This is a genomic window from Chromobacterium sp. Ag138 (assembly GCF_055181315.1).
Map to the genome: position 1 here is coordinate 4,292,008 of NZ_JBUPWA010000001.1, position 25,615 is coordinate 4,317,622.

27 protein-coding genes and 1 tRNA gene are annotated in these 25,615 nt (G+C 66.1%); 18 read left to right on the top strand and 10 right to left on the bottom strand.

Going from position 1 to position 25,615, the window contains the following annotated elements; translation table 11 throughout:
* Positions 1-68 precede the first annotated feature (68 nt).
* On the top strand, positions 69-770 hold the full coding sequence (locus tag ACY3GB_RS20050) for a hypothetical protein (RefSeq protein WP_463090280.1): 702 nt from the start codon (positions 69-71) through the stop codon (positions 768-770).
* 44 nt (positions 771-814) lie between these two features.
* Here the strand turns inward: ACY3GB_RS20050 and ACY3GB_RS20055 are convergent, their stop codons facing one another.
* Together ACY3GB_RS20055 and ACY3GB_RS20060 are read right to left on the bottom strand one after the other, a co-directional pair.
* A complete protein-coding gene (locus tag ACY3GB_RS20055) occupies positions 815-1,171 on the bottom strand; it encodes a hypothetical protein (protein WP_463090281.1) in 357 nt (118 codons plus the stop codon).
* Positions 1,172-1,299: 128 nt separating this feature from the next.
* Positions 1,300-1,983, bottom strand: a complete 684-nt coding sequence (locus ACY3GB_RS20060; RefSeq protein WP_463090282.1) for a DJ-1/PfpI family protein — start codon at positions 1,981-1,983, stop codon at positions 1,300-1,302.
* A gap of 83 nt (positions 1,984-2,066) precedes the next feature.
* Here ACY3GB_RS20060 and ACY3GB_RS20065 point away from each other — a divergent pair, with 83 nt between their 5' ends.
* Positions 2,067-3,011 (top strand): GlxA family transcriptional regulator, encoded by a 945-nt coding sequence (locus ACY3GB_RS20065; protein ID WP_463090283.1) that lies wholly within the window; start codon positions 2,067-2,069, stop codon positions 3,009-3,011.
* A 1-nt stretch (position 3,012) separates the two neighbouring features.
* Here the strand turns inward: ACY3GB_RS20065 and ACY3GB_RS20070 are convergent, their stop codons facing one another.
* Together ACY3GB_RS20070 and ACY3GB_RS20075 are read right to left on the bottom strand one after the other, a co-directional pair.
* The gene (locus ACY3GB_RS20070) at positions 3,013-3,276 is read right to left on the bottom strand and encodes a hypothetical protein (RefSeq protein ID WP_463090284.1); all 264 of its coding nucleotides are present in this window, start codon (positions 3,274-3,276) and stop codon (positions 3,013-3,015) included.
* Complete coding sequence (locus tag ACY3GB_RS20075) at positions 3,273-4,067, bottom strand: N-acetylmuramidase domain-containing protein (protein ID WP_463090285.1); 795 nt, start codon at positions 4,065-4,067, stop codon at positions 3,273-3,275. Before ACY3GB_RS20075 ends, ACY3GB_RS20070 begins: the two co-directional genes overlap by 4 nt.
* Before the next feature lie 162 nt (positions 4,068-4,229).
* Here ACY3GB_RS20075 and ACY3GB_RS20080 point away from each other — a divergent pair, with 162 nt between their 5' ends.
* The 7 genes from ACY3GB_RS20080 (at position 4,230) to ACY3GB_RS20110 (ending at position 10,229) form a co-directional block, all read left to right on the top strand.
* Complete coding sequence (locus ACY3GB_RS20080) at positions 4,230-4,451, top strand: hypothetical protein (RefSeq protein WP_463090286.1); 222 nt, start codon at positions 4,230-4,232, stop codon at positions 4,449-4,451.
* 320 nt (positions 4,452-4,771) lie between these two features.
* Positions 4,772-4,856, top strand: a tRNA-Leu gene (locus tag ACY3GB_RS20085).
* Between the two features lie 183 nt (positions 4,857-5,039).
* Positions 5,040-5,504: a ProQ/FINO family protein gene (locus ACY3GB_RS20090; protein WP_463090287.1), complete on the top strand. Its 465-nt coding sequence runs from the start codon at positions 5,040-5,042 to the stop codon at positions 5,502-5,504.
* A gap of 123 nt (positions 5,505-5,627) precedes the next feature.
* Positions 5,628-7,523, top strand: coding sequence for a molecular chaperone HtpG (gene htpG / locus ACY3GB_RS20095; protein ID WP_463090288.1), 1,896 nt, complete (start codon positions 5,628-5,630; stop codon positions 7,521-7,523).
* A 105-nt stretch (positions 7,524-7,628) separates the two neighbouring features.
* Complete coding sequence (locus ACY3GB_RS20100; protein ID WP_463090289.1) at positions 7,629-8,045, top strand: VOC family protein; 417 nt, start codon at positions 7,629-7,631, stop codon at positions 8,043-8,045.
* 61 nt (positions 8,046-8,106) lie between these two features.
* Positions 8,107-8,700 (top strand): cysteine hydrolase family protein, encoded by a 594-nt coding sequence (locus tag ACY3GB_RS20105; RefSeq protein WP_463090290.1) that lies wholly within the window; start codon positions 8,107-8,109, stop codon positions 8,698-8,700.
* Positions 8,701-8,759: 59 nt separating this feature from the next.
* A complete protein-coding gene (locus ACY3GB_RS20110; RefSeq protein WP_463090291.1) occupies positions 8,760-10,229 on the top strand; it encodes a hypothetical protein in 1,470 nt (489 codons plus the stop codon).
* Positions 10,230-10,231: 2 nt separating this feature from the next.
* Here ACY3GB_RS20110 and ACY3GB_RS20115 read toward each other — a convergent pair whose 3' ends face one another.
* Positions 10,232-10,642 (bottom strand): hypothetical protein, encoded by a 411-nt coding sequence (locus tag ACY3GB_RS20115; protein ID WP_463090292.1) that lies wholly within the window; start codon positions 10,640-10,642, stop codon positions 10,232-10,234.
* A gap of 93 nt (positions 10,643-10,735) precedes the next feature.
* Here ACY3GB_RS20115 and ACY3GB_RS20120 point away from each other — a divergent pair, with 93 nt between their 5' ends.
* The 5 genes from ACY3GB_RS20120 to ACY3GB_RS20140 all read left to right on the top strand — a co-directional run bounded on the left by ACY3GB_RS20120 (position 10,736) and on the right by ACY3GB_RS20140 (position 13,808).
* Positions 10,736-11,584 (top strand): segregation and condensation protein A, encoded by an 849-nt coding sequence (locus ACY3GB_RS20120; protein WP_463090293.1) that lies wholly within the window; start codon positions 10,736-10,738, stop codon positions 11,582-11,584.
* Positions 11,581-12,387: a carbon-nitrogen hydrolase family protein gene (locus ACY3GB_RS20125; protein WP_463090294.1), complete on the top strand. Its 807-nt coding sequence runs from the start codon at positions 11,581-11,583 to the stop codon at positions 12,385-12,387. The genes ACY3GB_RS20120 and ACY3GB_RS20125 overlap by 4 nt, the downstream gene beginning before the upstream one ends.
* A 68-nt stretch (positions 12,388-12,455) precedes the next feature.
* The gene (locus ACY3GB_RS20130; protein WP_463090295.1) at positions 12,456-12,923 is read left to right on the top strand and encodes an OsmC family protein; all 468 of its coding nucleotides are present in this window, start codon (positions 12,456-12,458) and stop codon (positions 12,921-12,923) included.
* A 15-nt stretch (positions 12,924-12,938) separates the two neighbouring features.
* Positions 12,939-13,400, top strand: coding sequence for a thioredoxin family protein (locus ACY3GB_RS20135; RefSeq protein ID WP_463090296.1), 462 nt, complete (start codon positions 12,939-12,941; stop codon positions 13,398-13,400).
* Between the two features lie 3 nt (positions 13,401-13,403).
* Positions 13,404-13,808 (top strand): NUDIX hydrolase, encoded by a 405-nt coding sequence (locus ACY3GB_RS20140; protein WP_463090297.1) that lies wholly within the window; start codon positions 13,404-13,406, stop codon positions 13,806-13,808.
* A gap of 16 nt (positions 13,809-13,824) precedes the next feature.
* Here the strand turns inward: ACY3GB_RS20140 and ACY3GB_RS20145 are convergent, their stop codons facing one another.
* From ACY3GB_RS20145 to ACY3GB_RS20165, 5 genes are all read right to left on the bottom strand, one after another.
* On the bottom strand, positions 13,825-14,649 hold the full coding sequence (locus ACY3GB_RS20145; protein ID WP_463090298.1) for an undecaprenyl-diphosphate phosphatase: 825 nt from the start codon (positions 14,647-14,649) through the stop codon (positions 13,825-13,827).
* Positions 14,650-14,799: 150 nt separating this feature from the next.
* Complete coding sequence (locus tag ACY3GB_RS20150; RefSeq protein WP_463090299.1) at positions 14,800-16,428, bottom strand: methyl-accepting chemotaxis protein; 1,629 nt, start codon at positions 16,426-16,428, stop codon at positions 14,800-14,802.
* A 138-nt stretch (positions 16,429-16,566) separates the two neighbouring features.
* Entirely contained in the window at positions 16,567-17,985 is a 1,419-nt protein-coding gene (sbcB, locus tag ACY3GB_RS20155; protein WP_463090300.1) for an exodeoxyribonuclease I, read from the bottom strand.
* A gap of 62 nt (positions 17,986-18,047) precedes the next feature.
* Positions 18,048-18,839: an enoyl-CoA hydratase-related protein gene (locus ACY3GB_RS20160; RefSeq protein WP_463090301.1), complete on the bottom strand. Its 792-nt coding sequence runs from the start codon at positions 18,837-18,839 to the stop codon at positions 18,048-18,050.
* A 31-nt stretch (positions 18,840-18,870) separates the two neighbouring features.
* Complete coding sequence (locus ACY3GB_RS20165) at positions 18,871-19,659, bottom strand: alpha/beta fold hydrolase (RefSeq protein ID WP_463090302.1); 789 nt, start codon at positions 19,657-19,659, stop codon at positions 18,871-18,873.
* 162 nt (positions 19,660-19,821) lie between these two features.
* Between ACY3GB_RS20165 and ACY3GB_RS20170 the strand changes: the two genes are divergently transcribed.
* From ACY3GB_RS20170 to ACY3GB_RS20185, 4 genes are all read left to right on the top strand, one after another.
* Positions 19,822-21,630: a GGDEF domain-containing protein gene (locus ACY3GB_RS20170; protein WP_463090303.1), complete on the top strand. Its 1,809-nt coding sequence runs from the start codon at positions 19,822-19,824 to the stop codon at positions 21,628-21,630.
* 533 nt (positions 21,631-22,163) lie between these two features.
* The gene (locus ACY3GB_RS20175) at positions 22,164-23,228 is read left to right on the top strand and encodes an ABC transporter ATP-binding protein (RefSeq protein WP_463090966.1); all 1,065 of its coding nucleotides are present in this window, start codon (positions 22,164-22,166) and stop codon (positions 23,226-23,228) included.
* Positions 23,229-23,283: 55 nt separating this feature from the next.
* Positions 23,284-24,573, top strand: coding sequence for an NAD(P)/FAD-dependent oxidoreductase (locus ACY3GB_RS20180; protein ID WP_463090304.1), 1,290 nt, complete (start codon positions 23,284-23,286; stop codon positions 24,571-24,573).
* 53 nt (positions 24,574-24,626) lie between these two features.
* Positions 24,627-25,559: an IS5 family transposase gene (locus ACY3GB_RS20185; protein ID WP_463090305.1), complete on the top strand. Its 933-nt coding sequence runs from the start codon at positions 24,627-24,629 to the stop codon at positions 25,557-25,559.
* The last annotated feature ends 56 nt before the right edge of the window (positions 25,560-25,615 follow it).

Below are 25,615 nucleotides of genomic sequence, written 5' to 3' on the forward strand. Positions count from 1 at the left end.
CGAGGGGGAGTTCCGGCACCCGCCGCAGCGGCGGGTTCGCGGCAGTGCAACCTCAGGAGGAAAACGCCATGGCCTCGGTCAACCAGTTCGCTTACGTCCCCGGCACCAGCACCTATAAATTCGCCTATGGCGGATCCATTCCCAACATGCCCGTCGTCAACATGCCCGCCGATACCAATTGGCTGCGCTGGGCGATGCTGAACGACGGCGAGTATTACCGGATGTATTTCTTCAAGGGCAGCAGCGCCAACACGCTTTACCAGGCGGCGTTCAACCCCGCGAGCGGGGCGTACGAGTTCGGCTACAACTCGATCAAGGAGCTGCAGATCACCGGCGCGCCGGCCGATGCCGACGCCAGCAGCCTGGCGATGCTGTACGACAGCGGCACCAAGACCTACCGGCTGTACCTGCGCCGGCTGGGCGCACCGACGGTGCTGTACCAGTTCGGCTTCAATCGGGAAACCAGCCGCTATGAATACGGCTACAACTCGATTCCCACGCTCAATGTGGCGAAGGCCCCGAGCGATACCGACTGGCATCGCTGGTCCATGCTGTTCGACGGCAGCGCCTACCGTCTGTACGCGTTCAAGGTGGGCAGCGTCGATACTTTCTATCAGTTCGCCTACAACCGGCAAACGAATCAGTACGAGTACGGCTTCGATTCGATCCCGGTGCTGAATCTGGCGGACATCCCGGCCAACAGCAACCTGACCAGCATGGCCATGCTGTTCGGGCAGGGCGACTACCGCCTCTACTTCCAGACGCTCTGACGCGCGGCAGGAACGCGGCGGGCGAGGCGCCCGCCGCTGCCGGATCAGCCGCCGGTCACCACCAGCGTCAGTCGGATCTGCTCCGGCGAATCCGCGGCCGGCAGTATCCGGTAACAGTCGCCGCCGAGGCTCGCGCCGCCCTCCAGATGGCATTCCAGCACATTGCAGACATAGCTCAGCACGGCTTGCCGCATGCTTTGCAGCTCCGCCGCCAGCGACAGCTCGACATAGGGCATGAATTGCGCGTCGGCCTGCGCCCGGGCGGGAAGGCCGGCCTTGCTCAGCAGGCCGGCGATCCGGTCCGCCTGCTGGATGATGTGCTGCCGCGCGTAGAGCATGTCCAGCTGGGAGCGGTATTGGTCCGCGGCGTGTCTGACCAGTTCGGCATACAGGCTCATCATTCACCTCGGCTGGAGGAGCGCGGATCGCGCCGGGATGCCGGGAATCCGCGCCGGGATGGGGCTTCATGCTCTAGGTGTAGCCGCTGGCGCGGCGGCGTCGGTCAGCCTCTTGGACAGTTTTTCCTCTTTCACAGGTTCGAGGCGGCGCGTATCACCGCTTCTTCGCGCCGATCGCGGACCTGGTCGATGCGCCGCCGCGCCGCGGCCAGCACTTCCGGGCTGGCCAGTTCCGGCCGGCCCGAGGCGAACGGCGGCGCCGGCGCGTATTCCAGCGTCAGCTGCACCGTCTGCGCGAACTCGGGGCCGGCGATTTCCGCCATCAGCGTCAGCGCCATGTCGATGCCGGCGGTGACGCCGCCGCCGCTGAACAGTTTTCCGTCCACCACCACCCGATCCGGGCAGGGATGGGCGCCGAAGGCTGCCAGGCTGTCCAGCCAGGCCCAGTGGCAGGCGGCGCGGCGGCCTTTGAGCAAGCCCGCCGCGCCAAGCAGCAACGATCCGGTGCAGACCGAGCTGAGGTAATCGGCGCCGGCGGCGAGGCGGCGCAGCTGTTCCAGCAGCTCGGCATCCTCCATCGCTTCCATGGTGCCCAGTCCGCCGGGGACGCACAGCAGGTCACAGCGTTCGATGTCGGCCAGCCGGGCGATGCCGGAGAAGACGACGCCGCCGTCGGCGCGGATGTCGCCGCCCCGGCTGGAAGCCAGCACGCAGCGGGCCCGGGGGAGTTTGCTCAGGAATTCCAGCGGGCCGGTGAAGTCCAGCTGGGTGACGCCCGGATACAGCGCGAAAACAATGGTATAGGGGTGGTTCATGATGCCTCCCGGCGGTGATTGACCCCGCAATCATCGGCCGGCTATGCTTTGGCGAAAATGACTAAATTCCAACTTTTCATGCCATGACGCGAGACATCGCCATTCTGCTGTTCGACGGTTTTCAGCTACTGGACGCGGCGGGGCCGATCTCCGTTTTCGAATGCGCGCTGCGCTATCGGCCGGGCGCGTACCGGCTGACGCCGCTGACCGTGGCCGGCGGTGCGGCGCGCAGCTCCTCAGGCATCGCGCTGGACAGCCGGCCGCTGTCCGCGATGCCGTCGCCGGACACGGCGCTGGTGGCTGGCGGAGAGGGCGCGCCTTCCGCGCTGGGCTGCGGGGAGACGCTGGCTTACCTGCGGCGTTGCGCATCGGCCTCCCGGCGCGTGGTCAGCGTTTGCACCGGCGCTTTCCTGCTGGCGGAGGCCGGCTTGCTGGATGGCCGGCGCGCGACCACCCATTGGGCGCACAGCGGCGAGTTCTCCCGCCGCTATCCGGCGGTGGCGCTGGATACCGACCGCATCTACATCCGCCAGGGCAACATCTGGACCGCGGCCGGGGTCAGCGCCGGCATCGACGTGGCGCTGGCCTTGGTGGCGGAAGACATGGGCGAGGAGATCGCCCGGCGTTGCGCGCAGCGGCTGGTGGTGTATTACCGCCGTCCGGGCGGGCAGTCGCAGTTTTCGTCGCTGCTGGAGATGCAGCGGCCGGACGGCCGCTTCGCGGCTTTGCTGGACCAGGTGCGGCGGAGCTTGGACGCGGCTTGGGACGTGGAGTCGCTGGCTGGGTTTTGCTGCCTGAGCCCGCGCCATTTCTCGCGGCTGTTCCAGGCCGAGGTGGGCATGCCGCCGGCCAAGGCGGTGGAGCAACTGAGGGTGGAGGCCGCGCGCGCCGCGCTGGAAAGCGGCGAACGCTCGATTCAGAAGGTGGCCCGGCTGAGCGGCTTCGGCGACGCGGAGCGCATGCGCCGCAGCTTCCTGCGGGTGTTGGGGCACCAGCCGTCCAGCCTGCTGCGCGCGGAGGAGGCGTGATTCAACGCCGCGACCGCAGCTGGCGGCGGATTTCGCCGGCCAGTTCGCGTTGAGCCGACGCCAGCAGTTTCAGGTCCAGATCCTGGATGGCCAGTTGCTGCGCCTGTTGCTGGTTGACGGTCAGCAACTGCTGTTCGCGCAGCTGCAATTGCGCGACTTGGGCTTGCAGCGCCGCGCTGCGGCCGAACTGCAGGTCCAGCAGCTGCAGCGGAAACAGCAAGGCGAGCGCGGCGGCGGCGAGCCGGAGCGGGGCGTGCCGCGTCATGCCAGCCTCTTCGCCCGCTCATGGGCGGCGGCCAGGCGGGCGTCGTACAGGCTGTCCAGCCAGGCGGGGCCCTGCCGAATGCGCGCCGCCGCGCGCCAGCGGCGTTCGCGCAGGGTCTGCAGCAAGGCGGGGCGCGCGCTGAGCAGCCGGACTAGGCCGTCCAGCTGGCGGGTCTCGTCCCGCTCCATTTCCGCCCGGAACGAGCGGGCGTCGGCATAGCCCAGCTCTTGCCAGAGGTAGCCCGGCAAGCGGTACAGTCCCCAGAGGCAAGATTCGACGGCGACGGTCTCTCCCGCCACCGCGGCCAGCCGCCGGAAGCGCTCCCATTCCGCGGACGGGCTTTGGTAGCCGCCGCGAATGGGCTTGCACAGCTCTGGATGGCGGCTGGCGATGCGGTTGGCGTCCAGGCCCGCCTTCAAGGTCTGGCGGTAGGCGATATGGCGCTCCAGCAGGATGCGCGCGCTGCCGTCGGGCAGGAAGCCGCCATCTTCCGCCTCGGCCTCGCAGAAGGCCTTCAGGCAAGGGGGCGGCAGGCGCAGGCGGTTGGCGGCATCGAGCAGATCCGCCTCGCGCAGCCGGCGCGGATCGCGCTGGCCGCGCAGCGCCGCCAGCGTGGCGTCGCCGGCCACGCCGTTGACCACCAGGCCGGCGCGGCGCTGCAGCCGGGCCACCGCCTGCTCCGTGGCCGCTCCATACCATCCATCCACCTCCAGCCTGGAGCCCTGGCTGTTGAGACGGATCTGCAATTCCCGCACCTCCTGGCCGTGCGCGCCCTTGCCCAATGCTTGCATGTGGTTTCTCCGTGAATGGATGCGGGCCGGCGTGGCCGGCGCGCTGCTGTGATGACGGCCAGTTTAGAAAGCGGCTGGAGCAGGCCGGCAGGGGAACCATGTCAGTGGCGGGACGAGCTAGGCGCCGCGCGCGGGCGCAGTTCGCGGAGGAGGGGCGGGGACATGCCGGAAGCGGGAATGGGGTGGCGCAGCCGGCCCAGGCGCTCAGGCGGTATCGTCCCGGCTGAATTGAATAAGGAGGCGAGTAAATATATTGATAATGATTCAATGTGGAAGTGTGGTGAAATTCGTCAGTATTTGATAGGCATTGCCGGACATTTTTATCGGGTAGTTATTGATAACGCCCATATGCCTAAGACGCTGAGCGGAAAAACAGCTATTTAGCCGTCATTCGCATATTATCCCTTGTTAATCGAGATGATTTTATGCGCGGCGCATCGCGGCCGATTGGCATTTGCCAGCCGCGGCGTTGACAGCTCTGGCCATTGCCGTTAAAGTGCAGCGTCTCATTGGCAGGCAATGCTTTAAAATCAAATCGTTGCCGCTGATGAAACGCGCTGCTAAATCATATCAAGACGAAATAGGCTGAATAATTCGGTCGATTCGCACGCGGCGGACGATCATCCTGCGCTGCCTGGGATGCGATATTTAAAATGCATTGTCAGCCCGCGTTGCGCTGGGCTACAATTGCCCGCTTTGCTGCTGCCCCGGTGGTGAAATTGGTAGACACAAGGGACTTAAAATCCCTCGGCTTCGGCTGTGCCGGTTCGACCCCGGCCCGGGGCACCATCAGCAATCCAGCCGCGGAAACCGTTTTGTCCCTATGCGGGCAGATGGCGGCGTTCATTTTGCTGGATTAAAATTCACATCCTGGCGACGCCGTCGTCTAACTGGACAAGTGGCCGGTTGCACCACGCCTCTTGATTGGGCAGCATGCGCTGTCTTTGCATCAACGGATCTAGATTGAAGTTCATGAAGCCAAATACTGAAACGGCACTCGGTGCTGCTCTCAAGTCTGCAGTCCAAAGCTTGTCCAAGAAAAAGCAGACCGAGATGATCGCGGACCACATCTACGGCAAGTTTGACGTGTTTCGCCAGTTCCGGCCGTTGGCGCTCGGCATTCACGAGAGCCTGATCGCGGCGTTGTCGCAGTTCGATCCGGCCCTGATTTCCCGCGTGGTGGCCAACCATTGCCGCAAGCCGCGCTACCTGAAGTCGCTGGCCCGCGGCGGCAAGCGTTTCGACCTGAACGGCAAGCCGCAAGGCGAGGTGAGCGCCGAGGAGAAGCGCGCCGCCGAGCTGCAGATGCAGCCGAAGAACGCGCCGGCCGCCGAAGCCGAGACGGCGCCGGTCGAGGCCGCCGCTCCGGCAGCGGTCGACGCGGTTCCCGCCGTGGCGGAAGCCGCGCCGCAGCAGGATGGCCAGGCCGAGTCCTGATCGGTTTTGCATTGAGGAAGAAAGCCCTGTCGCCCGACAGGGCTTTTTGCATTCCGGCTACTTGAAATGCGGCTGACAGCCGCCATCTGCCCGCTATCGCCAACCTCAATAACATTGACGACCATGAGTGCACAGAAAGAAACCCTGGGTTTTCAGACCGAAGTCAAACAGCTGCTGAAGCTGATGATCCACTCCTTGTATTCCAACAAGGAAATCTTCCTGCGTGAGCTGATCTCCAATGCGTCCGACGCCGCCGACAAGCTGCGCTTCGAGGGCCTGGCCAAGCCGGAGCTGTTCGAGAACGATCCCGAGCTGAAGATCCGCATCGCCTTCGACAAGGACGCCCGCACCATCACCATCGCCGACAACGGCATCGGCATGAGCCGCGACGAGGTGGTGTCCCACATCGGCACCATCGCCAAGTCCGGCACCAAGACTTTCTTCGAGCAGCTTTCCGGCGACGAGAAGAAGGATGCTCACTTGATCGGCCAGTTCGGCGTCGGCTTCTACTCCGCCTTCATCGTCGCCGACAAAGTGACGCTGACCACCCGCCGCGCCGGCGAGGCCGAAGCGGTGCGCTGGGAGTCGCAGGGCGAGGGCGAGTACACGCTGGAAACCGTGGAAAAAGCCGAGCGCGGCACCGAGATCGTCCTGCACCTGAAAGAGGGCGAGGACGAACTGCTGAACGACTGGAAGCTGAAAGGCATCGTCCGCAAGTACTCCGACCACATCTCCATCCCGATCGAGATGAAGAAGGGCAACAGCTACGGCGAAAACGGCGAAGTGATCGTCAGCGACGACATGGAAGCGGTCAACTCCGCCTCCGCGCTGTGGACCCGTTCCAAGAACGACATCAGCGACGAGCAGTACCAGGAATTCTACAAGCACGTCGCCCACGACTTCACCGACCCGCTGGCCTGGAGCCACGCCCGCGTCGAAGGCCGCCAGGAGTACACCGAGCTGTTGTACATCCCGTCGCGCGCGCCGTTCGACCTGTACGACCGCGAGCGCAAGCAGGGCGTGAAACTGTACGTGCGCCGCGTCTTCATCATGGAAGACACCGAGAAGCTGATGCCGCACTACCTGCGCTTCGTGCGCGGCGTCATCGACAGCAACGACCTGCCGCTGAACGTGTCGCGCGAGATCCTGCAGGAAAGCAAGGACATCGACGCCATCCGCGCCGGCTGCGTGAAGAAGGTGCTGGGCCTGCTGGAAGACCTGTCGGCCAACCAGCCGGAGAAGTACGCCGCCTTCTGGAAGGAATTCGGCCAGGTGCTGAAGGAGGGCGTGGGCGAGGACTTCGCCAACAAGGAACGCATCGCCAAGTTGCTGCGCTTCGTCTCCACCGCGTCCGAAGGCGCGGAACCGACCGTATCGCTGGCCGACTACATCGGCCGGATGAAGGAAGGCCAGGACAAGATCTACTACATCACCGCCGACACGCTGGCCGCCGCCAAGAACAGTCCGCACCTGGAAGTGTTCAAGAAGAAGGGCGTGGAAGTGCTGCTCTTGACCGACCGCGTCGACGAGTGGGTCACCGGCTCGCTGTTCGAATTCGACGGCAAGGCGCTGCAATCGGTCGCCAAGGGCGCGCTGGATCTGGGCGCGCTGGAGGATGAGGCCGACAAGGAAGCGCAGAAGCAGGTGGAAGAGGCATCCAAGCCAGTGGTGGAAAAAGTGCTGAAGGCGCTGGGCGAGCAGGTGAAGGAAGTGCGCGCCACCGCCCGTCTGACCGAAAGCCCCGCCTGCCTAGTGGCGGGCGAGCACGACATGAGCGCCCACCTGGAGCGGATGCTGAAGGCTGCCGGCCAGAAGGTGGAGGGCAGCAAGCCGACGCTGGAGATCAATCCGGAGCATGTGCTGGTGAAAAAGCTGGCCGGCGAAGCCGACGAGGCTCGCGCCGCCGATCTGGCCCAGGTGCTGTACGACCAGGCGCTGCTGGCCGAAGGCGGCAAGCTGGAAGACCCGGCCTCCTTCGTCAAGCGCATCAACAAGCTGATGCTGGAGCTGTCGGCCTGAGCCCGTCCGCGTAGATTCCGAAAATGAACCGCCCTTTCGCAGGGCGGTTTTTTTATTGCCATTGTCCTAATATGGGATTCTCCGCAATGGAAGCAGGAGAAGGCGATGGGCGAAGCGAGAGCGTTGCCGGGCGTATATCCCTGCCTGTGCTTCGACGACGCAGAGGCGGCGATGGAATGGCTGGAGCGGGTGTTCGGCTTCCAGCGCCGTTTCGCGGTGATCGAGGATGGCCGCGTGCATCACTCGGAGCTGAGTCTGGGCAATGCGGTGATCATGGTGTCCAGCCCCAAGCTGGAGCAGCGGTGGATCGGCGCGGGCGGCCTGCCCGGCCTGGCTCAGGCCTTGTGCGTTTACGTGGAAGACCCGGTCGCGCACTACGAGAGGGCTAGGGCGCAGGGCGCCGAGATCGTGCAAGCGCTGAAAGGCGAGGACTACGGCGCCCTCGGCTATCTGGCGCGCGACCTGGAAGGCCAGCAATGGTATTTCAGCGACTATCTGCCCGGCGAATACTGGGAGTCCTGAACCGGTAGTGCGCAGCTTTCCGGCGCGTGGCATCATGCCGTTTTCATTCTAGGGCAGAGCCATGGCCGCGCCGCTGCGATTCGCCACTTCCACGCCGCTGTTGCTGCTGATCGACATGCAGCAGGCGGTCGACCATCCCGGCTGGGGCCCGCGCAACAACCCCCAGGCGGAGCGAGTGTGCGCCGGCTTGCTGGCGGCGTGGCGCGAGCGCGGCTTGCCGTTGATCCATATCCGCCATGACTCGGTCGAGCCGGATTCCACTTACCGGCCGGGCCAGCCCGGCCATGCGTTCAAGCCGGAGGTCGCGCCGCTGCCCGGCGAGACGGTGATCGCCAAGCAGACCAACAGCGCCTTCATCGGCACCGCTCTGGAGGCTTGGCTGCGCGGCAACGGCTGGCTGGAGCTGGTGCTGGCGGGCGCCAGCACCAGCAACTCGGTGGAGGCGACCGCGCGGATGGCCGGCAACCTGGGCTTTTCCGCCTGGCTGGCGGAGGACGGCTGCTTCGCTTTCGACAAGACCGACTGGCGCGGCCGCCATCGCGGCGCCGACGAGGTGCACGCGATGAGCCTGGCCAATCTGGACGGCGAGTACTGCCGCGTCTGCGGCAGCGCCGACATCCTGGCCGCGATTGGCAATATTGCCGGCACCGCGTGATCGCGGGCCGGCGGCGCGAAGGCTAAGATGCCGATCCCGGAAGCTTTGTCATTGTCATCATGTTGAGACTCACCGTATCCCACACTTTGCCGGCGGGCGAGCCGCAAGCCTTGGACCGGCAGGCGCTGCAACAAGCCTTGCGATGGCAGCCCGGCTTGCCGGCCGAAGCGCATGTCGACAGGCTGCGCCGTCCTCTGAGGCGGCTGGACGAGCAGCCGCTGAGCCTGGCTGACAGGCTGCACGCGCTCAGGGCGCTGTTCGAGGCCTGCCTGCCGCTGATGTGGCGCGGCGCGGGAAAGGAGAGCGACCGCGCCTTGCGCGGCTTGTGGCGCGAGCTGCACGAGGCGTGCAAGCTGCTGGCCCAGGCCTGCGCCGCGCGCCGCGCCGGCCGCTTCAGCGACGGCGGCTTGCTGCGCCAGGCGCTGGGGTTGGCGCTGGGCAGCGCCTGGCAGCTGCAGCGCGGCCACGCGCTGGGATACGCGCCGCTGTTTCCCGGCTTCTGGCAGGACAGCCACCAGCTGTTCGCCGAAGCGCGCCGCCGGGGCTGGGAGGGCCGAGTCGCCATCGACGGCCAGCCAGCGCTGGGCGCCGGCTACCGGCAGATGCTGCTGCTGGGCATCACTTCCAGCAACCGGCTGGATCCGGCGCGGCAATCGCTGCTGCTGGACTGGATCGCCGGCCATGGCCAGGCGCTGCGCCTGGAGGGGCCGCCCAAGAGCGGCGCCGAGGTGGAGGGCTGGCTGGTGTCGGCCGAGGCGGACAGCCCGGGCCGCTTCGCCGCCATCGCCGCGGCTGAGGCCGCCGGCGGCTACTGGCGGGTGGACGCCGCCGACGTGGCCCGCCGCCTGCGGGCGGCCGCCCACGCGCGCGCCGACGAATTCTCCGCCGCGCAGTGGCAGTTGCTGGGACGTTTGGAACAAGAGTGGAGCCGGCCGCCGCGGCGCCGCCATCTGCGGCGCAATCAGCGCAACGGCCAGCGGGTGGCGGTGGTCGGCGGTTTCGACGCCTGCTGGCGGCTGGCCGAAGAAGGGCGCCTGCCGGACGGCGTGGAAGCCGGAGAGCTGCTGTTGGGCAATCTCAGCCCGTCGGGCATGCGCCTTTACGGCGACTGTCCGCCGGGACTGCTGCAGGCCGGCGCGCTGGTGATGCTGAAGCGGCGCGGCTTCGAATGGCAGCTGGGCTTGGTGAGATGGATCAGCCTGCCCGGCGGCGACGCGCCGGCGGAGTGCGGGGTGGAGTTCGTCGGCAAGCGGCCCCAGGCGGTTGGAGCTTGCGCGGTGACCAGCCACCCTGGCGCGCCGCTGGAGCCGGGCCTGCTGCTGCAGGCCGAGCGCCAGTTCCGCCATCGCGGGGTGCTGGTGCTGCCGGGGCGGCAGTACCAGGCGCTGCGGCCGTTCCAACTGCGGGCCGACGGCGGCGAATGGCTGGTCCGGGCGCAGCGCCTGCTGCAGCAGACCGGCAGTTGCCAGTTGATGGAGATTCGGCTGGAGGACGCGGTGGACGCGCCGCAGGCCGGCGAGCCGGCCTGAGGTCAGGACCAGGCCGCCAGGTGCCTGGGCGGATAACAGGCCTGCCGGCCGGCTTCGCCGGCGTGGCAATGGATGCTGAGCACGCGGCCGCTGGACAGGTCGCCGGCCACGCTGAAGGTGACGGGGTGGGTTTTCCAGCCGCTGCGGGCGGTGCCGGACAGGCGGAAGCGGTATTGTCCCGAGCCGCTGCCGTCTTCCTGGGCGACCAGCCGGGTGGTTTCCGGATAGCCCAGCTCTTTTTCTATGATGCGGCGGCTGACTTCCTCGATCTCGCGCTTGCGCCAGAAATGATCGGAACTGGCCGAGAGACGGCGCGGTTCGGATGCGCGGGACGCGCCGTCGCCGTCCAGGCCGCAGGCGGAAAGCGGCAGGCATAGCAGGCTGAGCAAAACAGGCAATGGATGTAGCGACACGCTGGCGTGACTCCCACTGTCGAAACCGGTTTGTGCGCCGCAGCGGGCAAAAGTTCAACCGGCGCGCATCCGCTTGCTGGTATCCTTGTCGCCATGAGCGACGCACCCTTGAATGCCCCCGACTCCCCCGCGCCGGATTTCCAGCTGACCTCGCCCGAGCTGCCGCCCAGCGTGCCGATCGCGCACGTGTTCGGCCAGCCGGTGCTGGAAGCGCCGCAGGACCTGTTCATTCCCCCCGACGCGCTGCAGGTGATTCTGGAGAGCTTTGAAGGCCCGCTCGACCTGCTGCTCTACCTGATCCGCAAGCAGAATCTGGATGTGCTCAACATCCCGATGGCCGAAATCACCGCCCAGTACATGTCCTACATCGATGCGATGAAGCATGGCCGGCTGGAGCTGGCGGCCGAATATCTGCTGATGGCGGCGCTGCTGATCGAGATCAAGTCGCGGCTGCTGCTGCCGCGGCCGCAGCTGGACGAGGACGGCGAGCCGGACGACCCGCGCGCCGAGCTGGTGCGCCGGTTGCTGGAGTACGAGCAGATGAAGCTGGCCGCGCTGGAGCTGGACAAGATTCCGCAGGCGGAGCGCGACTTCGCCTGGCTGGCGGTGCTGATCGAGCAGTCGGCCGAGCAGCGGCTGCCGGACGTGGGCGCCGCCGACCTGCGCCAAGCCTGGATGGCGATTCTGTCGCGCGCCAAGCACCGCCGCCACCACAAGGTGGAGAAGGACGAGCTGTCGGTGCGCGAGCAGATGAGCTGGATCCTGCGCTACCTGGACGGCAAGGAGTATGTGCCGTTCGAGGAGCTGTTCGACGTCGACAAGGGCGTCGCCCACCTGGTGGTGAACTTCATCGCCGTGCTGGAACTGGTGAAGGAGGGCATGGTCAAGGTCAGCCAGGACGCGCCATACCAGCCCATCTACGTGCGGATCGCGCTGGCATGAGCGTGATTCGCCTAGCCCTGGCGCAGCAGCCCGCGCCGGACGATCCATCCCGCCGCCTGCCGCTGCGGCAGTGGGGCGCGGCAGCGGCGGTGGACGGCGCGCATCTGCTGCTGTTGCCCGAGATGTGGTCCACCGGCTACGCGCCGGAGCGGATGAACGCCGCCCATGCCTGGGACGACGATGAGCCGATGTTGGCCGAAATATCCCAGTTGGCCGCCGGCTTGGGGCTGGCCATCGCCTTCACTTATCTCGCCAGCCGCGATGGCGCGCTGCGCAATCGGCTGCGCCTGTACGGCGCCGATGGCGCGGTGGCGTTGCAATACGACAAGGTCCACATCTGCGATTTCACCGACGGCACCGAAACCGCGCTGCAAGGCGGCGACGGCTTTGTCTGCGCCGATGTCGCGCTGGGCGGCGAAACCGTGCGCATCGGCGCGATGATCTGTTTCGACCGCGAGTTTCCCGAGTCCGGCCGCAGTCTGATGCGGCAGGGCGCCGAACTGGCGCTGGTCCCGAATGCCTGCCCGATGCGCGAAGATGACGAGCTGGGCGATGTCCGCCTGCAGCAGCTGCGCGGCCGGGCGCTGGAAAACCGTTTCGCCGTGGCGCTGTGCAATTACCCGGCGCCGCAATACGACGGCGCCAGCTGCCTGATCGACGCCCGCGGCCATCTGCTGGCGGTCGCCGGTGAGCAAGCCCAGTTGTTGTCGGCGGATCTGGACCTAGCCGCGTTGCGCCGCTGGCGCGCCGAGCAGGACGAGGTGTGGGGCCCTGACGCGCAGCGGCCATCCTGCTACCGCTGAGCATTGCCATGTCCTTGTCATCGCCGTGCTATCATCGGCGTTGACCAACCGGACAAGGAGCGCACGCGATGGCGCAGCATCAGGCGGAAGTGATCTGGAGGCGAGGCGGGCAGGATTTTCTTGATCGCCGCTACAGCCGCAAGCATGTGTTGAGGTTCGACGGCGGCGCCGAGGTGCCGGGCTCTTCGGCGCCGGAGGTGGTGTCGCCGCCCTACTCGGATCCGGCCGCGGTGGATCCCGAGGAGGCCTTCATCGCGTCCTTGTCCAGCTGCCACATGCTGTGGTTTCTGGACATCGCCGCGCGCGCCGGTTTCCGCGTCGACGAATACCATGACGTCGCCGTCGGCGAGATGGGCAAGAACGAAGCCGGCAAGGCCTGGGTGTCCCGGGTGACGCTGCAGCCCAGAACGTCCTTTTCCGGCGACAAGCTGCCGACGCAAGAGGATCTGGAGCGTCTGCATCATGCGGCCCATGCCGAATGCTTCATCGCCCATTCCGTGAAAACCGAAGTATTGTGCCAACCCCGCCTGGCCTGATCCCGGAGCCGCTCCATGAAGAAACTATTGATTGTGTTGTCGCTGCTGCTCGCGAGCGCCGCCGCGCTGGCGGGCGACCTGCCATACGACGAAAAGGCCGACGCCAGGGCCGCATTGAGCCGGACACTGGAGGCCGCGCAGCAAGGCCGTCAGCCGGTGCTGCTGATTCTGGGCGCCAACTGGTGCCCGGACTGCCGCGCGCTGGATGCGGCGCTGAACAGCGGCAAGAGCGCCGAGCTGCTGGCGCGCGAGTTCAAGGTGGTGAAGGTGGATGTCGGCAATTTCGACCATAACCTCGACATTGACGCCGAGTACGGCCATCCGATCGCCAAAGGCATTCCCGCCGCGGTGGTGCTGTCGCCGGACAACAAGGTGATCTACGCGACGCGCGCCGGCGAGCTGGCGGATGCCCGCAGGATGAGCGAGACCGGCATTTACGAATTCTTCGAGCGCGTTAGCCGCCAGGTGAAACAATAGGCGATGGCGTTTGAAGATACCTTCCGTCTCAGCGCCCATGCGGTGATCTGCGACCCGGCCGGGCGGGTGTTGTTGCTGAAGGCGACTTATGGCGATATGGCCTGGGGCCTGCCGGGAGGCGCGCTGGAGCCAGGCGAAACCATTCATGAATGCGTGGTCCGCGAATGCCGGGAGGAGCTGGGATGGGAGGTGGCGCCGCGTTACCTGAGCGGCGTCTATTATCACCGCGCCTACAATTCGCAAGCTTTCGTGTTCCGCTGCGAACCGCCGATGGACGCGGAGCCCAGGCTGAGCGTCGAGCATTCAGCCTGGCGTTATTTCGCCTTGGACGAATTGGGCGAGGCGCAGCGCCGGCGCGTCGAGGATTGCCTGGAATACGCCGGCGCGGCGGTCAGCGGCCGTTTCTGAGAGGGTTTGCAGACGCTCAGGCGCTCCACTCGACCAGGCCGCTCCACCAAGTGCCCAGCACGATCAGGCCAAAGGCAATCCGGTACCAGGCGAACACCGCGAAGCTGTGCGTCGAGATGAAGCGCAGCAGCGCGCGGATGGCGAGGAAGGCGAACACGAAGGACGCCGCGAAGCCGACGGCGAACACGCCGATGTCGTCGGCGCTCAGCGCGTCGCGGTGCTTGATCAGGCTGTACAGCGAGGCGGCGCCCAGAGTCGGGATGCCGAGGAAGAACGAGAATTCGGTCGCCGCCTTGCGCGACAGGCCCAGGAACAGGCCGCCGATGATGGTGGCGCCGGAGCGGCTGGTGCCCGGAATCAGCGCCAGGCACTGGCACAGGCCCACTTTCAGCGCGTCCTTCAGGCTCAGGTCGTCGACGGTCTCCACCGTGACCTTGTGCTCGCGCTTCTCCGCCCACAGGATGATCAGGCCGCCGACGATGAAGGCGACGGCCACGCAAACCGGGTTGAACAGCACCGCCTTGATCTGCTTGGAAAACAGCAGGCCGGCGATGGCGGCGGGGATGAAGGCGATGACGATGCCGAGCAGCAGGTTGCGCTCGCCGCCGGGATGGATTGCGCCGGCCACGGTATGGCCTATCTTGCGCCGGTATTCCCACACCACCGCCAGCATCGCGCCCAGCTGGATAAAGATCTCGTAGACGTCGCGCTTTTCCTTGTCGAGGAAGCCCAGCAGATCGCCGGTGAGGATCAGGTGGCCGGTGGACGAAATGGGCAGGAACTCGGTGATGCCCTCGACCAGGCCCATGATCAGGGAGTGGAACAGCAGGATCGGATCCATTGAACGCTCGGTTTGATGAGTGGTGGGAAATGGACGCGATTATAAGCGAAGAGCATGAATATTGTTGGCAGCTTGTTGCGCGCCACGGCGGCGCGAGCAAGCAAACGGCCGCGCCGGAAGAGGACGCAGCCGGGAGGATGGGCTTTCCCGCTACAGGCGGAAGCGGGTGGCCACGCTTTGCAGATTGGCGGACAGCGTGCTCAGCTGGCTGGAGGTGGTGGCTAGTTCCTGCACGGTGGCGTTGTTCTCCTCCGCCATGCGCGACACTTTCTCCATGTCCTGCGCCAGGCTCAGGCTGGTGCTGCGCTGCTCGGTCAGCGCGCCGGTGATGCTGTGTATCGTGCGCATGATGGTGTCGGCGCTGCTTTCGATCTCCCGCATCGAGTTCGATGCCTGCTCGGCGGTGCCGGACACGCCCTCCACGCAGTCCAGGCTCTGGCCCATGCTGCTCACCACTTGGCCGACGCCTTGCTGGATCGATCCTATCATCGTGGTGATTTCCTGGGCCGAGGTGGTGGTGCGCTCGGCGAGTTTCCTGACTTCGTCGGCCACCACCGCGAAGCCGCGTCCGGTTTCGCCGGCGCGCGCGGCCTCGATCGCCGCGTTCAGCGCCAGCAGATTGGTCTGGTCGGCGACGTCGCGGATCACGGTGACGATATTGCCGATCTGCTGCACTTCCTTGGTCAGGCTGTTCATCTGCCTGGCGGTTTCGTCGACGGATGTGGTGACGAAGCGTATCTTGCCGACCGACTCCAGCACCTCGTGGCCGCCGCGGTTGGCCAGTTGGCCGGCCGCCTGGGCCTGTTCCGAGGCCTCGCTGGAGTTGTCGGCCACCTGGTTGATGCTGACCGTCAGCTGCTCGATCGACGCCGCGGCCGAGGTGGTGGCCTCGGCCTGGGTCTGGGCGCCGTCGGCCACCTGCTGCGCCATGCCGGACAGCGCGCGGGCGGAGTCGGACACCTGATGGGCGTTGTCCTGGATGCTCTGCACCATCTGGCGCAGCTCTTCGCGCATTTCCTGGATGTCGCGCGCGATCAGCATCGCCTCGTCGCGGGCCGGCGGTATCGGCTCGCTGAAGCCGGAGAGGTCGCCCAGCTTGATCTGGTGCACCAGATCGGCTGAATGGCGCAGCGGCGAGGTGATCAGATTGGAGATGGTCAAGGCCACGGCCACCGCCAGCAGCAGCGAGACCAGCGCGGTGCCCAGCAGGATGGCGATCGCCTGCTGGCTGGACGCCATCGCCTCTTGCATCGACTGGTCCAGACGGCTTTGCTGGCGGTCGCGCAACGACAGCAGCGCGCCGATGAAGGCGGTGTTGGTCGGGGCGAACTGGGTCTCCAGCATCTCGCGCGCGGCGTCGGTCTGGTGGCTGCGCATCAGCGCGTACAACGGTTCAAACAGCGGACGCTGGCTGTCCTGCGCCGCGCGTATCTTGGCATACAGTTGGCGCCCCTCCGGCGTGGACAGCATCGGCTCCATCTTGTCGAGGTCGGCCCGGTTGGCGGCGCGCAGGCTTTCCACATTGAGAATCTGCCGCTCCACTTGCTGCGGGTCCCGGGCGAGCACGCCGTCGCGCACGCCGCGGCTGATGTAAAGCAGATTCAGCGCGATGCGCTGCGACAGCATGATCTTGGGGTAGCGGTCTTCCTTGATCTCGGTGATGTTGTTCTGGATGGTGTGCAGCTTGTTGTAGGCGATGAGGACGACGGCACAAAGCAGCAGGATCAGCAGCGAAAATCCTCCCAGCAGCTTCTGTCGGACGGTGAATTGATGCAGCATGCGCGCCTCCCGGCAGGTATGTCGAATTTGCGTATCAATTCGTTCTAGCTCATTCGCTAGTATAAATTCATACGCATAAACGCGTACGGCACGATGGATGCCGGGAGGGGAAAGGCCGGCCGGATGCCGGCCGAAAAGTCAGGCCAGGCTGGCCTGAAGGCTGGCGGCGTAGTCCGCCACTTGTTGCAGCAGGCTGCGCTGGCCGTCGGCCAGCTCGCCGGCTTGCAGCTCTGCCAGTTCCTGCTGGAAGGCGGGCCAGGACTGCGTCAGCCGGCTCTGGCACCAGGCTTTCCAGCGCTTGGCCTCGTCGCCGGACAGGGTGTCCGGAAAGTTGCGCGCGCGGTAGCGGAACAGCAGCTCGGCCAGTTGCGGGTCTTCGAACAGCGCCATTTCGCCGGCCAGCTGCCCGGCGGACAGCCAGCGCATTTTTTGCAGCACCTTGCGGTCGTTGTTGGAGACGAAGCCGCCGTACAGGTTCTGGTCCACGTCCTGCGGTTCGCCGGCTTCGCGCTGGTAGACGCGGCGCCACAGCGCCGACAGCTCAGGCAAGGCGCGGGCGGCGTCGGCGTGGCGATGGATGGCGGCCAGGTCCATGCCCCAGCGGGCGGCGTTGTCGTCGCCCAGCGCCTTCAGATTGGCCACCACGAACGGCGACTTGTTGATGTGGATGGTCTTGATCGGCAGCCGGGCCATGCCTTCGGGCAGTTCGTCGGCGCGGGTGAACATGCGCTGGCGGATGTCGTCGGCGGAGAGGCCGCGCAGTTCGGCCGGATCGTGGGCCAGGTCCCAGACGATCACCTCGTTGGCGTTGGTCGGGTGGGCGGCCAGCGGCCAGACCACAGCCATATTGCCGCGCTCTACGCCGTACATGCCCGAGACGTGCAGCACCGGCTTGGGATCGTGCAGCGACAGCTGAACCTTGACCGCGTCTTTCTTGCGCAGCGTCAGGTAGTAGTCGAACAGCTTGGGCTGGCGTTGGCGGATCAGCCGCGCCAGCGCGATGGTGGCGCGCACGTCGGACAGCGCGTCGTGCGCCGATTCGTGCGCCAGGCCATTGGCGGCGGACAGGTGTTCCAGCTTGAAGCTGGTCCGGCCATCCTCGTGCTTGGGCCAGACGATGCCTTCGGGGCGCAGCGCGTAAGTGGCCCGCACCAGGTCCAGCAGATCCCAGCGGCCGCAGTGGTTTTGCCATTCGCGGGCGTAGGGGTCGATCAGGTTGCGCCAGAACAGGAAGCGGGTGACCTCGTCGTCGAAGCGCAGCGAGTTGTAGCCGACGCCGATGGTGGCGGGCGTGGCCAGCTCGCGCTCGATCACGCCGGCGAATTCATGCTCGGCCACGCCTTGCTGGCGGCACAACTGCGGCGTGATGCCGGTCAGCAGGCAGGCCTGCAGCGTGGGCAGGTAGTCGGGGGAGGGGCGGCAGTACAGCATCACCGGCTCGCCGATCTCGTTCAGCTCGGCGTCGGTGCGGATGCCGGCGAACTGGGATGGCCGGTCCTGGCGCGGCACGGCGCCGAAGGTTTCGTAGTCGTGCCAGAAGAATGTGTGATTGGACATGATGGCGGCGGAAGCGGTAAATGCGGCTATTGTCGCACCGCCGCCGTCCGCCGGGCCAGCTTCTAGTCCATCCAGCCGGGTTTGCGCATCTCGATCAGCGCGCGTATGCCTTCGCGTCCCTCGTCGCTCATCCGCACGGTCAGGCTATGTTCGATGCAGCGCTGCATCACCTGGGGCGTGATTTCCTGCTTGCCGATCTCGCCGATCAGGTGCTTGGTGGCGCGCATCGCCGCCGGGCTGTTCAGCAGCACCTGGCTCGCCATGTGCTCCACCGCGGCGTCCAGCTCGTCGTTTTCCACCACTTGGTGGACCAGGCCCAGCCGTTTGGCCTTGCCGGCGTTGAAGCGTTCGGCGGTGATGCTGTAGCGGCGGGTGGCGCGTTCGCCGATGGCGCGGATCAGGTAGGGCGCGGTGAGCGCGGGAATCTGGCCGAATTTGACGTCGGCCAGGCTGTACAGCGCCTCGGATACGCTGATGGCGATGTCGCAACAGGCGACCATGGCCACGCCGAGGCCGAAGGCCGAGCCCTGGACCTTGGCCAGCGTGGGCTGGGGCAGGGTGTCCAGCGTGTGCAGCAGCCGCGCGATCTGCTGCGCGTAGCGGTTCAGCTCGTTGGCGGAAAACTGCGACAGCCGCCGCAGCCATTCCGGGTCGTGGCCGGCGGAGAAGCTGATGCCGCTGCCGGTCAGCACCACCATGCGCACGGTGGCGTCCTCGGCCAGCGTTTCCAGCGTGGCGGCCAGGAGGCTGATCGTTTCGTCGTCCAGCGCGTTGTGCAGGCCCGGGCGGTTCAGCGCGACGGTGGCGATGCCGCGTTTATCCACGTTCAGCGTTACGGCGTCGTTGCTCATCATGTTTCCCCCTGTCTAGGAATGGTTGGCCGCCTCAGTCCTGGCGGAAGCGGACGATGGCGCGGGCAAAGGCTTCCACCGCTTCTATATGCAGCACGTGGGCGGCGCCGGGCAGCACTTCCAGCTCCGCGCCCGGTATCAGTTCTTGCAGCAGCCGCGCCTGGTACAGCGGCGTCAGCCGGTCTTCGTCTCCGACCAGTATATGCACCGGGAGTTGCAATTGGGGCAGCCAGGTGCGGGCGTCGTGCTGGCGGACGCCGTTGATCAGCCGGATCACCGCGTCCCAGTCCACCATGCCCGCCAGCAGCTTCAGATCGTCCAGCATGGCGGCGTTGCCGGCCAGAAAGCGGCTGGAGAACAGCCATGGCACGCTGATCTGATAGCGCAGGTCGAGGCCGCCCTGGCTGTTGGCGGCGATCCAGCTGTCGCCGATGTGATGGTTGACGGCATCGGCCCAGGCCAGCGTGCCGGCCAGCAGCAGGCGGCTCAGCCGGCCGGGATGGCGATGCGCCAGGTGCTGCGCCACCATGCCGCCGTAGGACAGGCCCGCCGCGTACACCTGCGGCAGTTGCAGCCAGTCCAGCAGCGCGGCGGCCAGATCGGCCTGCTCGGCCAGCGCGTAGAGCTCGCCCGGCGGATGCTCGCTCTGTCCCTGGCCGAGAAAGTCCACGCGGATCACCCGGAAATGCGGCTCCAGCAGCGGCATCATCAGCGTCCAGCCCACGGTGGACATGGTGATGCCGTTCAGCAGCAGCAGCGGCTGGCTGCCGTGGCCGCTTTCCTCGTAGTAGATCTGATGTCCGGCTAGCTGGGCGTACGGCATGGCGGGCGCTCCTGTCCTGGGCGGTGTCGTGCTTATTCATTCTAGAACCGGGCGCGCCCGGCTGAACAGATGGCGGGCGCAAATCGCCAGTGTAATGTCAATGACATTTATTGTCGGTAGATTATCCAGGTTGAGCGGAATTCGGGCAGTCGGTCGAGAAATATGCAAACTTGCGTCGAGCCATCCCTGCCGGCCGGGATGGCGGGGTGGTGCCGGGAACTGGAGCAGATCATAGGCCAGCGCCGGCTTCAGCCGGTGTTCCAACCCATCGTCGATCTGGAGGCGGGCAACATCCTGGGCTACGAAGGGTTGATCCGCGGGCCGTCCGACAGCACGCTGCACTCGCCGATGATGCTGTTCGAGGCGGCGGAGCGCTGCCAGATGCTGCTGTCGCTGGATCTGGCCTGCCTGCGCGCCTGCGCCGAGCGCTTCGCCGAACTGGACCTGCCCGGCCTGCTGTTCGTCAACATCAATCCCGAAACGCTGCTGGCCGAGGAATCCCGTCCCGGCGCGCTGCAGTCCTTTCTCGCCCGCATCGGCCTCGACCCCAAGCGGGTGATCCTGGAGTTGACCGAAACCCGACCCAACGGCGGCTACCTGGCCTTGCGCGAGGTCACCGCCCGGCATCGCGGCGACGGCCTGCGCATCGCGCTGGACGATCTGGGCGAGGGCTTTTCCAATCTCAGGCTGTGGTCGGAGCTGAGGCCGGACTTCGTCAAGCTGGACAAGCATTTCGTGCAGAACATCCATCTCGATCCCTTGAAAGAGCAGTTCGTGCGTTCGATGGCGGACATCGCCCGTCAGTCCGGCACGCTGCTGGTGGCGGAGGGAATAGAGTCGGCGGCCGAACTGCGCACGCTGTGCCGGCTGGGCGTGCGCTACGGCCAGGGCTATCTGCTGGCCCGGCCGCAGGCGGCGCCGGCGCGCGAGATCCCGCTGCAGGCCGCCGCGCTGCCGTGGTTCGGCGGCCGCCGCCACGGGCTGCGCAACCAGCCGCTGGCGCGCGATCTGCTGCTTGAGGTGGAGCCGCTGGATGCCGGGGTGCCGAACGAGACCGCCTATCGGCGCTTCGCCGACGATCCGGCCTGCTTCGCCATCCCGGTGGTGCAGGACGGCGTGCCGGTGGGCCTGCTGCGCCGCCACCATCTGCTGGAAAGCTTCGCCAAGCCGTTCAACCGCGAGCTGTACGGCAAGAAGCCCTGCCAGCTGATGATGGACAAGCAGCCGCTGGTGGTCAGCGCCGATCTGACCGTGCACGAGCTGTCCAGCCTGGTGGTGGCGGCCGAGCAGCGCTATCTGGTGGACGGTTTCATCATCGCCGAGCATGGCCGCTACCTGGGCATGGGCACCGGCTTCGCCTTGATGCGCAAGATCACCGAGCTGCAGCTGTCCGCCGCGCGCTACGCCAATCCGCTGACCGGCCTGCCCGGCAATGTGCCGATCAACGAGACCATAGACCGTCTGTTGGAGATGCGGACCCCGTTCGTGGTGGTGTACGCCGATCTCGACCACTTCAAACCCTTCAACGATCTGTACGGCTACGCCGCCGGCGACGCCCTGATCGAGCTGGTCGCCCACCTGCTGCTGGAGGGTGTGGACCAGGAGCGCGATTTCGTCGGCCATGTCGGCGGCGACGATTTCGTCGCGCTGATGCAGTCGGAAGACTGGGAATGCCGGCTGCTGCGGATGCTGGAGCGCTTCGGCGAACTGGCGGCCCAGCATTTTTCCGACGCCCACCGCGCCGCCGGCGGCTTCGAGGTGGCTTCGCGCAACGGCGAGCCGGTGTTCCTGCCGCTGACCACGCTGTCGCTGGGCGTGGTGCGGGTGAGGGCGGGCCAGTACCTGAGCCATCATGAGATCGGCGCGGCGACGGCGGAGGCCAAGAAGCAGGCGAAGAAGCTGCCCGGCAACAGCCTGTTCGTCGAACGGCGCCAGCCGGGCGCGTCATCCTGCTGCGCATGCGGCCGCTGAGCGCGCTGGCGCCTGGCCTGGATTTCTCTCCAAGTGTTTGATGTCTTAAACGCTGCCTTGCCGCAACGCGGCATTTTTCTGGCTGAGGCGCGCAAGCCACAGACGATCGTTCTTGCTCGATCAATCTTGCGATCCCTACTTGTCAAATTTCTTAAACATGGCATAGGCTGTGTCCACGACTGGCGCATCAGACGCCGGCAGCCGCCCGCACCGCGGCAGGGGAGTGTGAGGACAGTTTTGCCGCAAGCCCGCGTCCTTCCCCTTTCATCGCTCCATCTTTCCCGGCAATGCCGGCAGCGCTTTGCCATGCTGTAAGCGTGCCGGCGGCGCCAAGAGGCGGACGGTTCTGTCCGCCGCGTGTCTCAAGCGTCCAAAACAGCAAGCGGCGCCAGCAGGGTGCCGCAGTCGGAGGGAGTGGGAACATGTCGGAAGCCATCGCGGCCAGCAAGCAAGCAGCCAGCCCCATCGCCAGCGCGGCCCCGGCGGGCGTCGCCGCAGGGAGCGAGCCGCCGTACCTGAGAATAAGCGGCGTGATGAAGAAGTTCGGCGACCATCTGGCGGTGGACCATATCGACCTCGATATCCGCCGCAACGAGATCTTCGCCTTGCTGGGCAGCTCGGGCTGCGGCAAGTCCACGCTGCTGCGCATGCTGGCGGGGATGGAAACGCCCACCGCCGGGCGCATCATCCTGGATGGCCAGGACATGCAGGGCCTGCAGCCGTACGAGCGGCCGGTCAACATGATGTTCCAGAACTACGCGCTGTTCCCGCACATGACGGTGGAGCAGAACGTCGCCTTCGGCCTGAAGCAGGACGGCGCGCCGCGCGACGAGATCGCCGAGCGGGTGGCGAAGATGCTGGACCTGGTGCAGATGCGCAAGTACGCCGGCCGCAAGCCGCACCAGCTGTCCGGCGGCCAGCAGCAGCGGGTGGCGCTGGCGCGCAGTCTGGTGAAGCGGCCCAAGCTGCTGCTGCTGGACGAGCCGCTGGGCGCGCTGGACAAGAAGCTCAGGCAGCAGACCCAACTGGAGCTGGTCAACACCATCGAGGCGGTGGGCGTCACCTGCATCATGGTCACCCACGACCAGGAAGAGGCGATGACCATGTCCAGCCGCATCGGCATCATGAGCGAGGGCAAGCTGCTGCAGGTGGGCACGCCGACCGAGATCTACGAATACCCAAGCTGTCGCTTCACCGCCGAATTCATCGGCGAGACCAATATGTTCGAAGGCGCGGTGGTGGTGGACGAGCCGGACCGGGTGGAAATCAATTCGCAGGAGCTGGGCGGCGTCATCCACATCGACCACGGCATCACCGGCCCCAAGGGCATGCACGTGTGGGCCAGCGTGCGGCCGGAGGATGTGCGGCTGGACAAGCAGCCGCTGCAGCCCGGCGCCAACCGCGCCGCCGGAACGGTGCGGGACATCGCCTACCTGGGCAGCTACTCCGTCTATCACGTGAAACTGGCCGGCGGCAAGATCGTCAAAGCCGTGGTGCCATCGTCTCGCTGGTGCGACGCCAACGAGACCGCGCCCACCTGGGACGAGACGGTCTATCTCAGCTGGCGCGCCGATTCGCCTGTGGTGCTGACCCAGTGACATCCGCGTCTCCGGCCTGCTGGGGGCTTTCTTTCCGATCCGCCCTGAGGACTTTATGCTGCGTTTCGCCCATCAGCCGCATCCGCCATCCTATTACGCCGCCACCGCCCACGCCTGGGACCCGCAGCCCCCTCTGCGCGGCGAGGCAAGCTGCGACGTGTGCGTGGTGGGCGGCGGGCTGGCCGGGCTGTCGGCGGCGCTGAACCTGCGGGAAAAGGGTTTCTCCGTCATCCTGCTGGAGGGCTCGCACGTCGGCTTCGGCGCTTCCGGCCGCAACGGCGGCCAGGTGATCGCCGGCTATGCCGGCGACATGGCCGGCATCCGCGCCCAGGTGGGCGACGAGGCGGCCAAGGCGCTGTGGGACATGTCGGTGGAGTCGGTGGAGATCATAGACGAGCGCGTGCGCCGCCACGGCATCCAGTGCGACTGGCAGCGCGGCTACGTCAGCGCGGCGGTCAAGCCGCGCCATCTGCGGGAGCTGGAAGACTGGCAACGCGAGGCCGAAGAGCGCTACGACTACGGCGGCCTGCAGCTGTGGGACCGAGCGGCGCTGCGGGACAAGCTGGCCAGCGAGCGCTACCAGGGCGGTCTGTTCGATCCCCATTCTGGCCATCTGCATCCGCTCAACTACACCCTGGGCCTGGCCCGCGCGGCATTGGCCGCCGGCGTGGACATCCACGAGCAGACGCCGGCGCTGCGCATCGAACAGGGCGACGCGCCCAAGGCGTTCACCGAGCACGGCGTCGTGCGCTGCCGCCAGCTGGTGCTGGCCTGCAATTCCTATATCGGCGCGCTGGCGCCGCAGCTGGAGCGGCGCATCATGCCGGCCGGCACCTATGTGATCGCCACCGAGCCATTGGGCGAGGAGAGGGCGCGCGCGCTGATCGCCGACAATATGGCGGTGTGCGACACCAATTTTGTGCTCGACTACTACCGGCTGTCCGCCGACTACCGCTTGCTGTTCGGCGGCAAGGTCAGCTACTCCGGCCACGAGCCGCGCGATCTGGCCGGCTCCATGCGCGCCGACATGCTGCGGGTGTTTCCGCAGCTGGCGGATGTCGGCATCGATTACGCCTGGGGTGGCTTCTGCGACATCACCGTCAACCGCGCGCCGGATTTCGGCCGACTGTCCAGCAACGTCTACTATCTGCAAGGCTTCTCCGGCCACGGCGTCAACATCACCGGCCTGGCCGGCAAGGTGGTGGCCGAGGCGATCGCCGGCGCCTCGTCGCGGCTGGATCTGTTTGCCAAGATCCGCCACCGCGACTTTCCCGGCGGCAAGCTGCTGCGCACCCCGGCGCTGGTGTTGGGGATGGCTTATTACCGGATGCGGGATTATCTGTAGACAGGGCTTTGTTGCACAAATCACCCTCCCTGCAGGCGGGGTAGAATGACGGCATGAGTAAGCCAGCCCCGCCCAAGTACAAGACCACTAACTGGAAGACCTACAATGCTGCGCTCAAGGCGCGTGGGTCGCTGATAATCTGGTTGGACCGAGACATGCACTGGCATGGCTCTGCGCTCGGCAAACGTGGACGGACACCGACCTTCAGCGATGCCGCCATTCAGTTCTGCCTGACGATCAAATGCCTGTTCAATCTTGCGCTCCGACAGGCCGTGGGTATGGTGCAAAGCCTGCTCAAACTGGCAGGGCTGGACTGGCTAACACCGGATTACAGCACCGTGTGCCGACGGCAAAAGCATTTGCAGGTGGCCATTTCTTGCCATCCAAGCACGACCGGGCTGCACCTGTTGATCGACAGCACCGGCATCAAGATGCTGGGTGAAGGCGAATGGAAAACGAAGAAACACGGCGCGGAGTACCGCCGTCAGTGGTGCAAGGTGCACTTGGGCATTGATGCGCAGACGCTGGAAATCCGGGCGATTGAAGTGACCGACAACACGGTGGGCGATGCGCCAATGTTGCCGGAGTTGCTGGACCAGATTCCCGCGGGGGAAAGGATTGCTGCAGTAAGTGGCGATGGTGCCTACGACACCAAAGGCTGCCATGAAGCGATTGCCAAGCGAAAAGCCGAGGCGGTGATTCCTACCCGAAAGAATGCCAAGCGGTGGAAGGAAAATCGGTTGGGCGCCCATGTCCGAAACGAGATACTGCGTGCTACCCGGCTCCTGGGACGAGCGATCTGGAGGAAGTGGAGCGGTTACCATCGCCGCAGCCTGGTGGAAACCAAGATGCGTTGTTTCAAGCTACTGGGCGAGCGGGTGATGGCAAGGGACTTCGACCGTCAAGTCGCAGAGCTCCAAGTGAGAGCGGCGATCTTGAACCGCTTCACGCGGCTCGGGACGCCGATGACGGTGCGCATACCATAAATCCGTCTGGGGAAAGGGGGCTCTGCATGCCGAAGCCAATTTATGCAACAAAGCCG

Bases quoted from the DNA above. Each gene is read 5' to 3' on its own strand.
- ACY3GB_RS20090 (WP_463090287.1), top strand. From the start codon at position 5,040: ATGAAGCCAAATACTGAAACGGCACTCGGTGCTGCTCTCAAGTCTGCA.
- ACY3GB_RS20050 (WP_463090280.1), top strand. From the start codon at position 69: ATGGCCTCGGTCAACCAGTTCGCTTACGTCCCCGGCACCAGCACCTAT.
- ACY3GB_RS20110 (WP_463090291.1), top strand. From the start codon at position 8,760: ATGTTGAGACTCACCGTATCCCACACTTTGCCGGCGGGCGAGCCGCAA.
- ACY3GB_RS20160 (WP_463090301.1), bottom strand. From the start codon at position 18,839: ATGATGAGCAACGACGCCGTAACGCTGAACGTGGATAAACGCGGCATC.
- ACY3GB_RS20170 (WP_463090303.1), top strand. From the start codon at position 19,822: ATGCAAACTTGCGTCGAGCCATCCCTGCCGGCCGGGATGGCGGGGTGG.
- ACY3GB_RS20165 (WP_463090302.1), bottom strand. From the start codon at position 19,659: ATGCCGTACGCCCAGCTAGCCGGACATCAGATCTACTACGAGGAAAGC.
- ACY3GB_RS20065 (WP_463090283.1), top strand. From the start codon at position 2,067: ATGACGCGAGACATCGCCATTCTGCTGTTCGACGGTTTTCAGCTACTG.
- ACY3GB_RS20070 (WP_463090284.1), bottom strand. From the start codon at position 3,276: ATGACGCGGCACGCCCCGCTCCGGCTCGCCGCCGCCGCGCTCGCCTTG.
- ACY3GB_RS20185 (WP_463090305.1), top strand. From the start codon at position 24,627: ATGAGTAAGCCAGCCCCGCCCAAGTACAAGACCACTAACTGGAAGACC.
- ACY3GB_RS20140 (WP_463090297.1), top strand. From the start codon at position 13,404: ATGGCGTTTGAAGATACCTTCCGTCTCAGCGCCCATGCGGTGATCTGC.
- ACY3GB_RS20130 (WP_463090295.1), top strand. From the start codon at position 12,456: ATGGCGCAGCATCAGGCGGAAGTGATCTGGAGGCGAGGCGGGCAGGAT.
- ACY3GB_RS20120 (WP_463090293.1), top strand. From the start codon at position 10,736: ATGAGCGACGCACCCTTGAATGCCCCCGACTCCCCCGCGCCGGATTTC.
- ACY3GB_RS20180 (WP_463090304.1), top strand. From the start codon at position 23,284: ATGCTGCGTTTCGCCCATCAGCCGCATCCGCCATCCTATTACGCCGCC.
- ACY3GB_RS20125 (WP_463090294.1), top strand. From the start codon at position 11,581: ATGAGCGTGATTCGCCTAGCCCTGGCGCAGCAGCCCGCGCCGGACGAT.
- htpG (WP_463090288.1), top strand. From the start codon at position 5,628: ATGAGTGCACAGAAAGAAACCCTGGGTTTTCAGACCGAAGTCAAACAG.
- ACY3GB_RS20175 (WP_463090966.1), top strand. From the start codon at position 22,164: ATGAAGAAGTTCGGCGACCATCTGGCGGTGGACCATATCGACCTCGAT.
- ACY3GB_RS20150 (WP_463090299.1), bottom strand. From the start codon at position 16,428: ATGCTGCATCAATTCACCGTCCGACAGAAGCTGCTGGGAGGATTTTCG.
- ACY3GB_RS20060 (WP_463090282.1), bottom strand. From the start codon at position 1,983: ATGAACCACCCCTATACCATTGTTTTCGCGCTGTATCCGGGCGTCACC.
- ACY3GB_RS20075 (WP_463090285.1), bottom strand. From the start codon at position 4,067: ATGCAAGCATTGGGCAAGGGCGCGCACGGCCAGGAGGTGCGGGAATTG.
- sbcB (WP_463090300.1), bottom strand. From the start codon at position 17,985: ATGTCCAATCACACATTCTTCTGGCACGACTACGAAACCTTCGGCGCC.
- ACY3GB_RS20055 (WP_463090281.1), bottom strand. From the start codon at position 1,171: ATGATGAGCCTGTATGCCGAACTGGTCAGACACGCCGCGGACCAATAC.
- ACY3GB_RS20105 (WP_463090290.1), top strand. From the start codon at position 8,107: ATGGCCGCGCCGCTGCGATTCGCCACTTCCACGCCGCTGTTGCTGCTG.
- ACY3GB_RS20100 (WP_463090289.1), top strand. From the start codon at position 7,629: ATGGGCGAAGCGAGAGCGTTGCCGGGCGTATATCCCTGCCTGTGCTTC.
- ACY3GB_RS20080 (WP_463090286.1), top strand. From the start codon at position 4,230: ATGCCGGAAGCGGGAATGGGGTGGCGCAGCCGGCCCAGGCGCTCAGGC.
- ACY3GB_RS20135 (WP_463090296.1), top strand. From the start codon at position 12,939: ATGAAGAAACTATTGATTGTGTTGTCGCTGCTGCTCGCGAGCGCCGCC.
- ACY3GB_RS20145 (WP_463090298.1), bottom strand. From the start codon at position 14,649: ATGGATCCGATCCTGCTGTTCCACTCCCTGATCATGGGCCTGGTCGAG.